9 protein-coding genes are annotated in these 11,905 nt (G+C 46.8%); 4 read left to right on the top strand and 5 right to left on the bottom strand.

Going from position 1 to position 11,905, the window contains the following annotated elements:
• Positions 1–130 precede the first annotated feature (130 nt).
• Positions 131–1,336, top strand: coding sequence for a M20 metallopeptidase family protein (locus tag ACMQ5W_RS08085; protein ID WP_419024725.1), 1,206 nt, complete (start codon positions 131–133; stop codon positions 1,334–1,336).
• Complete coding sequence (gene alr / locus ACMQ5W_RS08080; RefSeq protein ID WP_419024724.1) at positions 1,330–2,466, top strand: alanine racemase; 1,137 nt, start codon at positions 1,330–1,332, stop codon at positions 2,464–2,466. The genes ACMQ5W_RS08085 and alr overlap by 7 nt, the downstream gene beginning before the upstream one ends.
• On the opposite strand, the gene ACMQ5W_RS08075 is transcribed toward alr, so the two are convergent.
• The 3 genes from ACMQ5W_RS08075 to ACMQ5W_RS08065 all read right to left on the bottom strand — a co-directional run bounded on the left by ACMQ5W_RS08075 (position 2,458) and on the right by ACMQ5W_RS08065 (position 6,270).
• Positions 2,458–3,291, bottom strand: a complete 834-nt coding sequence (locus ACMQ5W_RS08075; RefSeq protein ID WP_419024723.1) for a M55 family metallopeptidase — start codon at positions 3,289–3,291, stop codon at positions 2,458–2,460. The two genes, alr and ACMQ5W_RS08075, sit on opposite strands and share 9 nt — an antisense overlap.
• A 19-nt stretch (positions 3,292–3,310) precedes the next feature.
• Positions 3,311–5,161 carry a sigma-54 interaction domain-containing protein gene (locus ACMQ5W_RS08070; RefSeq protein WP_419024722.1) on the bottom strand — a complete coding sequence of 617 codons (1,851 nt, stop codon included), beginning with the start codon at positions 5,159–5,161 and terminating at the stop codon, positions 3,311–3,313.
• A 215-nt stretch (positions 5,162–5,376) separates the two neighbouring features.
• Positions 5,377–6,270, bottom strand: coding sequence for a LysR family transcriptional regulator (locus ACMQ5W_RS08065; protein ID WP_419024721.1), 894 nt, complete (start codon positions 6,268–6,270; stop codon positions 5,377–5,379).
• A gap of 126 nt (positions 6,271–6,396) precedes the next feature.
• On the opposite strand from ACMQ5W_RS08065, the gene ACMQ5W_RS08060 reads away from it, so the two are divergent.
• Together ACMQ5W_RS08060 and ACMQ5W_RS08055 are read left to right on the top strand one after the other, a co-directional pair.
• Entirely contained in the window at positions 6,397–7,584 is a 1,188-nt protein-coding gene (locus ACMQ5W_RS08060) for a M20 metallopeptidase family protein (protein ID WP_419024720.1), read from the top strand.
• Between the two features lie 26 nt (positions 7,585–7,610).
• Positions 7,611–8,780 (top strand): hypothetical protein, encoded by a 1,170-nt coding sequence (locus ACMQ5W_RS08055; RefSeq protein WP_419024719.1) that lies wholly within the window; start codon positions 7,611–7,613, stop codon positions 8,778–8,780.
• An 86-nt stretch (positions 8,781–8,866) separates the two neighbouring features.
• On the opposite strand, the gene ACMQ5W_RS08050 is transcribed toward ACMQ5W_RS08055, so the two are convergent.
• Entirely contained in the window at positions 8,867–10,357 is a 1,491-nt protein-coding gene (locus tag ACMQ5W_RS08050) for a sodium:solute symporter family protein (protein WP_419024718.1), read from the bottom strand.
• A 97-nt stretch (positions 10,358–10,454) separates the two neighbouring features.
• Complete coding sequence (locus ACMQ5W_RS08045; RefSeq protein ID WP_148490389.1) at positions 10,455–11,894, bottom strand: monomeric [FeFe] hydrogenase; 1,440 nt, start codon at positions 11,892–11,894, stop codon at positions 10,455–10,457.
• Positions 11,895–11,905: the final 11 nt, after the last annotated feature.

The raw sequence follows: 11,905 nt of genomic DNA, 5'->3' as shown, positions 1-11,905 counted from the left end.
CGCAATGCTGCCGCCACCTGTTCTATATAATTATATAAAAGCAATTATTATGCCAAAATATAGTAAAATCGGCACAGTAATTGCATTATAATATATTCATGAAATCAAATCAACCAGAGGGAGGTCAATCATGATATACGACATACAAGAATTACAGGCAAAAGTGGATGATATCTTTGCACAAATTGTCACTTTACGCAGGCAGCTTCACATGCATCCTGAACTCAGCGAGCATGAGGTGAACACCAGCCAGCTCATTCAAAATGAACTGGCAAGACTTGAAATTCCTTATCAAAGCAATATTGCAGGCCACGGCATCTGTGCAACAATCTATGGGAAAGATAAATCCCACGGCGTAGGTCTTCGGGCAGATATGGACGCTCTGCCACTGACCGAAATGACGGACGTACCGTTTAAGTCTAAGGAACCAGGCGTCATGCATGGCTGCGGACATGATATCCATACAGCCATTCTCTTAGGCACTGCCCGCATTTTAAACGAGATGAAAGAGGATTTATCCGGTTCCGTCCAACTGCTATTCCAGCCCTCTGAAGAAACGATCGGTGGTGCAGAGCAGATGATTGGTGCAGGCTGCCTAGAAAACCCCCACGTTTCCAGTGTAATCGGCCTTCACGTAGACACCGCCGTTGACGCAGGGTGCGTTCAATTTATCCCCGGCGCTATGAATGCAGCTTCCTGTGAATTTTATGTTACAGTTACAGGGAAATCCTGCCACGGCGCCCATCCCTCGGAGGGCATCGACTCCCTGCTTGCTTCCTGTACCATGATCAGCTCCCTTCAGTCTATCATTACCAGAAAAATTGACCCGGCAGAAGCCGCTTTAATCACGGTAGGACAATTTCACAGCGGGACGAAGAATAACATCATTTCTGGTGAAAGTAAGTTTTCTGGCATTATCCGCACACTGAACATGGATAACCGCAGTTTTATCAAAGAACAGATAGAAGAAATCTGCAAATCTACCGCCCGCGCCTACGGGGCGTCCTGCAGCGTAGAATTTCATGACAGCTACCCTTCGCTGGAAAACGACGACCAGCTGCTGGCGTGGATCAAACCTGTCTGTGAGGAAGTCTTAGGCAAAGATCACGTGCTTCTTTGCACAAAACCCAGTCTGGGAGCTGACGACTTTGCTTACTTCTGCCACGGCACCAGGGGGCTTTACTATAACATCGGTGCCCGCAGGCCAGGAGAAAAAAACGCCTATCCCATTCACAACAATCGATTTAACCCGGATGAGGCATGCATCAAAACGGGCATTTTGACAGAAGTTCTCGCTGTTTTAACAGTCTTAAAGGAGGAAAGCAGACAATGGTAGAAAGAGAAGATTTGAGAGACACACAGATTATCGTGGATTTAGATAAAATTGAAGAAAACATGCGGCTGATTAATAACATCGTAGGAGAGGAAATTGCAGTAATGGCCGTGGTCAAGGCCAACGGCTACGGCCACGGCGCCGTCTCTATCGCCCCTGCCTTAATGCAGTGCGGTGTCAGGTATCTGGCAGTGGCCACTCTGACAGAAGCCTTGGAGCTGAGAGCAGTTTTTCCAAGCTACCCTCTCTTTATTCTGGGTCATACCCCCGACAGGCTGCTGCACTACGTTGTCGAAAAAAATATCACCCAGACGATATTTTCCCTAGAGCAGGCTCAGCTTCTGGGTTCTCTGGCAAAAGTGCTGAACAAGACTGCCCGGGTCCATATCAAAGTGGATACCGGCTTCCACCGACTGGGAAAAAGCCCTTCTGCGTCCTTTGCCGATGAAGTCTGCAAAATCTGCGCTGTTGCAAACGTAGAGGCAGAAGGAATTTTCAGCCACCTTGCGCTCGTAAACGAAGAGGAAAACGAGAAGCAGTACCGGCTTTTCTGTGATTTTATTGAAAGACTGGAATCCCGTGGATGCCACTTTAAGTATAAACACATCGCAGACAGCATTGCCACGGTAGACTATCCACGCTATCGAATGAACATGGTCAGACCCGGTGCTCTGATTTACGGAATGCATGGATTCCACATCGGCTTCCTGCCAGTACAGCAGGTTTTGACATTCCGCACTGCCATTTCGGAACTGCACGCCGTTCCAAAGGGACAAGGCGTTGGCTACGACTATCTTTGGAAAGCGCCACGAGACAGTATCGTCGCCACGCTGCCATTCGGTTATGCTGACGGCTATCCCCGCAACCTGCGTGACAAAGGATATGTAATCATAAACGGTGTCAAAGCCCCGCTTATCGGTGTTATCTGCATGGATCAGTGCATGGCTGATGTGACCGAAGTTCCAAATGTGACCGTAGGCATGGAGGCCATCATATACGGGGGCGGAGAAGATGGTTCTATGACCATAGACAAAGCGGCCAAACTGGCAGGAACCAATAAGAACGATATCATCGCTCGCCTTCCAGCCCGACCGCCAAGAAAATACATTTCAAAGAAAGTAACTTTAGAATAAAGGATTATAAAAGCCTGCTGCGGAATTAAATACGGCCTGTCTCACTGCCATCAACTCCTCCATATTCGCCGCCGCGACAGCTACCGTCATGGCGTCGACCCGCCTGATGCCAGGTACTCTCATTGCCCCATCGGCTAAATTAACCTGCTGAAAGGTAATTTCCATTTCAGGAGAACTCGGCACAGCCACAGGCTTTTTTTCTTTTGCCTGTCTCACTGCCTTCTCTGCTGCTTCTACCAGCAGATCCTGCGTCTTAATCCTCGGCAGACATCTGGCACAAAACCTTCCTTCTGCATATTTTACGACCACCGTCTCCACGTCCTGATAAAAGTCTTTTGCCTCTTTCTCCAGGGCCTGGTCGCCTGTAGCCATAATCAGTGGAACCTCTTTTTCCGCCGCAAACAAAGCGTTAAAACCCAGTTCGCCTACACTCATGCCGTTGACCCTCAAATCACGAATCATAGAGGGGCTGAAGGTATGATCTAAAATGGCGTTCTGCGTACCGAATTTTGCGTGATATCCCAGGAGAATCAGACCGTCAAAACTCTCATCGAGGCCATGAACCATGGAATTGGCTCTGGTATCTCCGCGCACCAGCTGTGCTCTGTCGTCCAGCTGCTCTACTTTGATATTTGCCGATACATTGTGAGAATCGCAGACGATTACTTCCGTTGCGCCGCCGGCAAAAGCACCGCTGACGACTGCGTTGACCTCTTCCGTCATAAAAACTCTGGCCTGCTGATAACCGCCGCCGACTTCCTCCACGTCTTCTGGGGCAACAACGCCATTGACGCCTTCTAAATCCGCCGAAATAAATATTTTCATACTCTTTCCTCCGCCTTTTTTAATATTTGATGTTGTACTTTTTCAGTTTATCGTAGAATACAGTTCGAGACATATCCAGTTCGTCCATGGCTTTCTGTTTGTCACCGTTATATTTGATCATGGTCATCTCCAGAATTCGCTCTTCTTCTTTGGCCAGCATCTCTTTCATAGTCGTCGGAATCGCTCCTTTGCCGATACGCAGATGTTCTGAATAAATGATGTTAGACTCACAGAGGGTAATCGCTCTCTCTATTGCATTCTCTAATTCCCTTACGTTCCCCGGCCAATTATAAGAAATCAGCTTCTGGAGGGCTTCGCCAGAAAACTGTTTCGGCTCCAGGCCATAAGTATCGCAGGCTTTCTTCAAAATCTGGTTAATCAGCAGATACAGATCCGCCTTTCGTTCTCTGATTGGCGGAATGTCGATGGGAAATACGTTGATGCGATAAAAGAGATCCTGTCTAAAATGTCCCATTGCCACCTCCTCTTCGAGATTTGTATTGGTGGCTGCAATGACTCTCACATCTACTTTAATCGGTTTTGACGAGCCGACGCGGTAGATAATCTTGTTCTGTAGTACGTGGAGCAGCTTTACTTGAATGTCGAGAGGGATTTCTCCGATTTCATCCAGAAAAATGGTGCCCCGGTTCGCCGCCTCAAAGAAGCCAAGCTTACCTTCTGTTTTCGCACCTGTAAAGGCTCCTCCCACGTACCCAAAGAGCTCGCTTTCAAAAAGGGTCGGTGCAATGGCATTGCAGTTAACCTCCACAAAGGGTGACTCAGGATTCCCCATCATATGAATTTCTCTCGCCAGTTTAGATTTTCCTGTGCCGCTTTCTCCAGTGATGATGACATTAAATCTGTTTTTGGAGGCTTTATAGGCCATGTATTTTACTTCTCTTGCCTTGTGGCTTTTCCCTACGAAACCTTCAAAAGCATTTTCTGGATAAGACAGCTCCGTTTCGGTCTTATCCTCATTCTTAGCCTCAATCTGCTTGATAATCTCATTTCTATCGTCTAACAGATTTTCCAAATGCTCTGCATCTTGAATCAATAGAAACACGCCCTCTATGTGATTGCTCTCTGCCTTGCGCCAAGGAACAATGTTGCAGATAAATGGCCTTTTGTTGATTTCATATAGGTGATTGCGTATTTGCTCCTCCTGACCCGCCAGGACGGCAAAAAGGCGTTCTGACAATGTGGATTGGTCGAAGAGGTCCAAAAAACGCCGGCCTGTCACGTCCAGATCAGTATCCTCCGGATCCTTGCCATAATACTTCTGTCCACGCAGAAGATTTCCTGCATCCTCATTTCTGATACTATATCCTTTAGCTTGGAAAAACTTAATGTCTCCCGTCGTTCCATCGATAATCACTACATTTCCGACAGAAGAGTAATAATTCATCTTATAGCTGAGGTCGTTAACGACAATCGAAGTTTCTTTTTTTTCAGTATCAATGGATGCTGCAATATGAAAGCCAAAATAATTGACGTCCAGATGCAGTGGAACGTTCAACTGGTGTTCTCTGAGATATTTGAATTCCGGTTCAATCTTTTTATTCTTATATACACCCACTGCCACCAGCATATCTCCGTCGCGGATATCCATATCATTGATATTCAGCAGCGCCAGTTCTTCTCTGCCCAAATTGCCGTCGTCTTCCCCCAGTTTATTATCTGCGATGATGACGATATCTCCCTCTGCAATCTGTCCCGCTTCGTGGCTCACATGGGCATCAATGACGATTCCCGTTATTTCCTTGGCCTTTCTGTTGCAGATCTGAATTTTCTGCGCAGCATCGACGTATACGATACCCTGATTCATACTGTCCATCAATAATTCAATTGCTTTTGCATCGTAGTTGTCCATTGTTACCTCATTTCGTGAAAAATCGCAGGGTCATTATACCATATATCAAGAAACTGAAACAGTGTATAAAAAGTAATAGTTGCTCAAAATCAAGGATAGAGATCAGTTACGGGATACTGTATCGTCACAGGCGTGGAGTCCTATGAAAAAGCTATACGCAATTTGTCGCTAGATTATGACGTCACCCCGCCGCCCGATATCGCAACTTGACTTCTTTACTTTCTATACGCATCTATCACATGGTTTTTAAAAGCCAGATAAGCGCCTGTCAGTCGTCGTTTTCTCGGATAGGCCAGATAGGTCAACATCTCCTGCTTTGGTTCGATAGGAATTGCAGCGATTTCCTCATTTTCATAGACTTTTCCTACGCTGTCGGTCACCAGGCTGATACCGATATCCTCTTTTACCATGTCCAGCATCATATCCACTTCCCCTGTGTTGAGGAATGCCACGTTAAATTCAATATTATTTCTTTCATATAGTTCTTTCATCTCACTATAAAAGTGAGAGTCCTGGTCTCCGGTCAATAGAGACAAACTGCCCAATTCTGACAACTCTATCACCTCTTTCTTTGCGTAAGGGTTCTTTCTGCTGATCAAAACATTCAAGTTTTCATTTAGCAACGTTTCATATTTCACCCAGGATTTCTGGATATTTTCCAAACGGGATTTGATGATGACAAAGTCCAACTCCCCTGTCTCTAGTTTTTCATATGCCCTGTAATTTTCTTCTACTTTAATGCTGCCGATTACGTTGTGGTTCGCAGCAAAAAAAGAATTGATTACCGGTGTCAGACCCGCCGCCTTATAAAATGGAAATATCCCCACTTTAATTACGGTCTTGTCTTTGGTCGTACTCTGGTTAAACGCTGACATTAATCTGTCTATAGATTCCACCACGTCTTTTGCATAAGTGCAGAATTTTTCGCCTTCTTTCGTCAAAGCCACGCTGTGAGTATCCCGCTTGAATAGTCTGACCTGCAGTTCCTCCTCCAACGCATTAATCTGCTGCGATATGGCTGGCTGCGTGATAAACTGTGCATTTGCCGCCTTTGAAAAACTGTTGAACTTCGCCACTTCCAGCACGTAATATAATTGTCTGATTTCCACGGGTCTGTCTCTCCTTTTTTGCTTATTAGTTGTTCTAATAATCGTATTATATCTAATTATTTCCCAATTGGCAATTCATCACGTACAATAAATTCAGAAAATTTAATCAGAAAGGTGGTGAAAAGAATGAATTTATTCTTACAAGAGGCCGTTGCCATGAAAGACACGATCATTCAAAATCGCCGTTACATCCACGAAAATGCTGAGACAGGTTTTGATCTGCCAAAGACAAGAGCTTTCGTCACGAAGCAGCTCAAGACACTCGGCTATAACCCCATCCTGCTCGGTGAAGGAATTACCTGTACCATCGGCAGCGGTAAACCGGTTATCTTGCTCCGAGCAGACATGGACGCTCTGCCCCAGAAGGAATCCTCAGGTCTTGATTTTGCCTGTACTACCGGCGCTTGTCACTCCTGCGGCCACGACGCCCATACGGCCATGCTCCTTGCCGCTGCCGCTCTGCTGCAGAAACGCTCTGATCAGTTACATGGCACGGTAAAATTGATGTTTCAAGCGGGAGAGGAAACGCTGCTTGGTTCCCGAAAAATGTTGGATGCCGGCATTCTGGAGCGACCAAAGGTGGATGCTGCTATGGCGCTTCATATGAACTTCGGCCCCTGCGGCAATTACGATATGCATGCGGGCAGCCTCGCCTACAGCACGCATAAAATGATGCCTTCTGCCGACGAGTTCCGCATTACGCTCAAAGGTAAAGCCGCCCACGGCAGTAGCCCTTACCTGGGTGTATCCGCTGCCAGCGCATCAGCCAATTTGGTGGTTGCTCTCCAGCAGCTGATTTCCCTGGAAATTCCCTGCGATGAACCAGTTATCCTGTCTATTGGAAAATTGACATCAGGCACTGCTTCAAATATTGTACCAGAAGAAGCAGAAATCATGGGAAACTTCAGAGCATTCACAAGAGAAAATAGAGAATACCTAAAGCGACGGCTCTCAGAAATTTCGAATTCTGTCGCTGCATGCTGGCACACAATTGCAAAAGTGGAGTTTTTGGCCGGTGTCGCCCCAAATATGAACGATCCTGATCTGGCAGAAGAAATGGCAGGCTACTGCAGCCAGATTATGAAAAAGGTTCAGGTGATTCCTCCGGTGAAGGGATCAGAGGACTTTGCCAACCTGTGTGAATATGTGCCGACTTTCTTTGCCAACATCTGTGCGGGCAGCATGGAAGATGGGTACGAAGCCTCCATGCACAATCCAAGTGCTCGTCTAGATGAAAACGCTCTGCCTTACGGCAGCGCCTTATACGCCTTCTGTGCTGTCAAATGGCTGGAGAAACACAGCGCAGATTATTAAGAGAATCAATCTGGAAAGGAATTATTATGAACGGATTATACGCTTTGACGATTATCATGATTGTCTACGCAATTGGCGACATCATCGCCACAAAGACCAAAGCAATTATTTCTATGTTATTTGTCGCTTCTGTGGTCTTCGCCATCGGTTTTTGGAATGGATTACCAGCCTCCATCTTTGACGATTCATCTTTAAAATTGTTTGCAAGTGTAACTGTGGGGCTGCTTCTGGTACATATGGGAACGACGATTAAGATGCGCGACTTGATAAAAGAATGGAAAACTGTCATTATCGTCCTCTGTTCTACCGTCGCTATCTGTTTAGGCGTGTATTTTATCGGAGGACTTATCATCGATCAATATATGGCATTAATCGGCGCACCAATTCTTGGCGGCGGCGTGGTTGCCTTTCTTGTCATGTCAGAAGCTCTGGGAAACGCTGGAGAGCATATCATTGTTTTTGGTTCCCTCGTTCTGGTCATTCAGGGAGTCGTTGGGTTTCCCATCGCTTCCATCCTTTGCAAGAAAGAAGCTTTACGCCTCAAGGGGCAGATTGCCTCTGGAACACTGGTCTTGAACAAACCGTTGGATACTACAGAAAACAGACCGACCTGGAGAATCTTTCCGCCGATGCCCGCAGATTATAACGGGGATAACTTTGTCATCGCCAAACTGGCTGTGGTCGCCTGTCTTGCCCAATGGCTGTCAAATCTCACAGACGGCAGTGTCAATATGCTGGTAATCTGTCTGATTTTGGGAGTCATCGCACGGGAAATCGGCTTCCTTGAGGAAGGTTCCTTGACAAAAGCCAATGGCTTTACCTTTGTCATCGGAGCCGTCCTGGTCAATGTATTCGCCAGCCTGGCAAACACAACGCCTTCACTAGTGCTGTCCATGATGAAGCCTCTGTTCATTGTAGCCGTCACCGGTCTTACCTGCTGCGCCCTCGCTTCAATCCTGATCGGCAAAGTCTTCAAACTCAGCTGGTATATGTCCTTTGCCCTTGGCGTCACGGCTCTCTTCGGCTTTCCCGGCACATTTATCGTACCGAACGAAGTTGCTAAAGCCGTCGGTGAAACAGATAAAGAAAAGGAAATTCTTCTGCAGAACATCATGCCAAAGATGATTATCGCTGGCATGGTATCCGTCTCTATCGTGTCGGTAGTCTTTGCCGGAGTCATGGCACGCTGGGTGTGAAATGTATTCATCCTAGACTTCGTCGATTCTGCATAACTGCACTGCTCGTTTCCCCGCCCCGTTACACAGTTCGCCTGTCAGCGGGGCTATCTTCTTCTATATCCTGCCAGACAGCATATCATATTGACTGCAATTCCAAGAAACAGCGGATCAAAGGGCAGATTGATCAGGTTCCCCGCAATGACAGCAACTGGTCCGCCGACCATAGAGGCGATAACAGCCTCCCTTTTGATTCTGCCCTTCAGGAATAATGCGCAGCTGAACGGCAATACAACGACTGCACCTCGCAGCCCCATGGAGAGAAATCCCATATCGTTGATAATTGCATCCGAAGCCATACCACCGATCAGTGCCGCTGCAAAAAGGACTACGATGATTACGACCCTCGTCACAATCAGTTTATTTTTTTCATCATTTATCTTATCAGACAGTTTAGCTAAGATATCTTCTACCAAAATTACCGAAACGCCTAAAGACAACCCTGCTCCTCCCCCAACAATGGTTATCAAAAGTGTGCCCAATGCGACGCCACCAATCAGTTTCGGCATGTAATGAACGATAAATGCTGGAAAGACCTGTGCCGTAGAGTCCAATTGGATCAAATCCTGCGGAATAACTTTTCCCATCTCCGTCAGCTGTGCCATCTCTTCTGCCGTGATACAATGACCTCGCATAAACAGTCCAATTGCGATGCAGGCGATGCCGATGGGCGGAATGAGAAAGGCTGCCAGCAGAGAACCTTTACGGGCTTTGTCATCTGTTTTAGCCGACCAGATGGCCTGCGCATAAGTCTGTGTAGACAGCACGCCCAAGACCAATGAAATTCCAGAACCGACATCCTTTGATATGCCGCGGGCAGTCAAGTTCATATACTGCTGACTCACATCGCCTTTATTCGTTATATCATAGAGACTTGCAATCTCTGTTTTCAATAACGTATGGTCCAGAAGTTCCAGTAGACCGCTGGTTCCTTTCGTCATCATCAGTACAAGAAATAGTCCAATGATGGAAACCCCATAGAGAAGTAGAAGTTTTACGATGCCGCCCATGCCAGCACCCCAGACGCCGCCAAAAATCACATAAATAATCATCAGAACAGCAGCGATTGTGATTGCAAGCCACTTGTCTACATCAAACAAGGTAGTTATCAATGCACAGGCTGAAACCACTTGTGATATGATGCTGATGATAATTCCGATAGAACTGAGTACAGATCCCAGTCCTTCCGCCCGCGGCCCATATTCCTTGGCGATAACTTCCATCAAAGTCGTAGCACCCGACTGGCGCATCGGCTTTGCATACCCCCATGCTAAAATTGCACACCCGATGCCTGATCCAAGGGTAAACCACCAAGCAGAAAGGCCGTAGAGATATGCTAGCTGTGCAGTGCCGATGGTCGCCTGACCGCTGACTAAAGCTCCCATAATTGTACCGCACACAATCCAGGGTCCTGCACTTTGTCCTCCAGTAGAAAAATCACTGTCACCGCTCACCTTGGTACCAGAGTAAATGCCAACGCCGATAATTAAGGCGATTGTCATGATAATTCCAATAATATGTAATATTCCAATAGACATTTAACCCACCTGCGATTCTGAAAAACAAGGCACACCCAAGCTGGGTATGCCTTGTATATTGCATGCAAGGATGAATCTAAAACAATCCTCCTCTGACCTATAGGATATTAATCGTCTTTTTCACGTTTGGCAGAATTTCCGTTGCCGTAGCCTCTTCACTATGCTCTTCGATTTCTTCTGCAGCATCATCATAACGAACCAGATTTCCAGATCCGCCAACACAACCGCCAACACAGGCCATGCCCTCAATAAAATTATTCGGCAGCACGCCCTTATCTGCTCTGGCTAACGCCTGCTTGCACTTGTCGATACCGTCGCAGACAATCGGGTTGAATTCGAAATCGTGAATGTCCAGTTCTTTCAGCGCCTGGGTCACTGCCTCGGCAAGTCCGCCTGATTTGGCAAAAATTCTTCCATAATAGGACGCCTGGTTCCATTCCGTCTCTTCCTGTTCACGCAGAAGAATATCTCTGCTGTCAAAGAGGGCCTGCAGTTCTTCAAAGGTAATCGCATAATCGATATACTTGCGCACTTCCGGCTTTCTAACTTCTGCCTTCTTCGCAATGCAAGGTCCGATAAATACGATTTTTGCCTCAGGATGGCCTTCTTTGACGAATTTAGCCAATTCTACCATCGGTGAAAAGTTATGAGAAATCTTTTCCTTCAGACCTGGGTACTTAGTCTCAATGTATTTTACGAATGCAGGACAGCAGGAAGATGTCAAAAATCCCTTTTCTACCAGCTCCTGCGCTTCTTTTGTCGCTACCATATCTGCACCCAGCGCTACCTCGAGAACCTGTGCAAATCCCAGCTTCTTAATGCCAGTGATGACCTGTCCCAGGTTGGCGTAGAGAAACTGACTGGCGATGGATGGCGCTACAATGGCAATTGTCGGATTATTCGCGTCTTTACGCGTACTCTCCTTCAGAGAATTGATGACGTCTACGATACTGGATACGTCAACAGTCGCACCAAAAGGACAGTGGTACACACAGGTACCGCAGCTGATACATTTGTCGTAATCGATCATTGCCTCGCCGCCAGGTCCCATGGAAATCGCCTTGACTTTGCAGGCGTTCTCGCACGGTCTTTGGAAATTATGTATCGCGCTGTATTTGCAGGCTGTCGCACATCTGCCGCAGTCAACGCACTTATTCTTATCGATATGCGCATGATGTTTTGAATCGATTGTAATCGCCCCTAATTTGCAGGCGTCAATGCAGCCGTGAGCCAGACAGCCTCGGCAAAGATCTGTCACAACATATCCTGCCTCTGGACATTCGTCACAGGCGATATCGATGACCTGTACGACACCGCTGGCTTTTCTACTTCCTCCGATGGCCAATCTGATTCGTTCAGCGATGACTGCTCTATCTTTATAGATACAGCATCTCTGCGGCGGTTCATCCTTTGGAATGACCTTGCTGGAAATTTCGTTAAACTCTGCAAAAACGTCGTTGCCCCGCCATGTCTGAATGGCAACTTCACGAAGGACATTATACTTCCTTTCTTGAACTTTGTTGTCAAATAATTTCACTCTCTATGACC

Source organism: Emergencia sp., assembly GCF_048465375.1.
Classification (GTDB): Bacteria; Bacillota; Clostridia; order Peptostreptococcales; family Anaerovoracaceae; genus Senimuribacter.
Note: the sequence above shows the minus strand (reverse complement) of the source record. Positions and strands in the feature narration are given on the sequence as shown.

Bases quoted from the DNA above. Each gene is read 5' to 3' on its own strand.
- ACMQ5W_RS08085 (WP_419024725.1), top strand. From the start codon at position 131: ATGATATACGACATACAAGAATTACAGGCAAAAGTGGATGATATCTTT.
- alr (WP_419024724.1), top strand. From the start codon at position 1,330: ATGGTAGAAAGAGAAGATTTGAGAGACACACAGATTATCGTGGATTTA.
- ACMQ5W_RS08075 (WP_419024723.1), bottom strand. From the start codon at position 3,291: ATGAAAATATTTATTTCGGCGGATTTAGAAGGCGTCAATGGCGTTGTT.
- ACMQ5W_RS08070 (WP_419024722.1), bottom strand. From the start codon at position 5,161: ATGGACAACTACGATGCAAAAGCAATTGAATTATTGATGGACAGTATG.
- ACMQ5W_RS08060 (WP_419024720.1), top strand. From the start codon at position 6,397: ATGAATTTATTCTTACAAGAGGCCGTTGCCATGAAAGACACGATCATT.
- ACMQ5W_RS08055 (WP_419024719.1), top strand. From the start codon at position 7,611: ATGAACGGATTATACGCTTTGACGATTATCATGATTGTCTACGCAATT.
- ACMQ5W_RS08050 (WP_419024718.1), bottom strand. From the start codon at position 10,357: ATGTCTATTGGAATATTACATATTATTGGAATTATCATGACAATCGCC.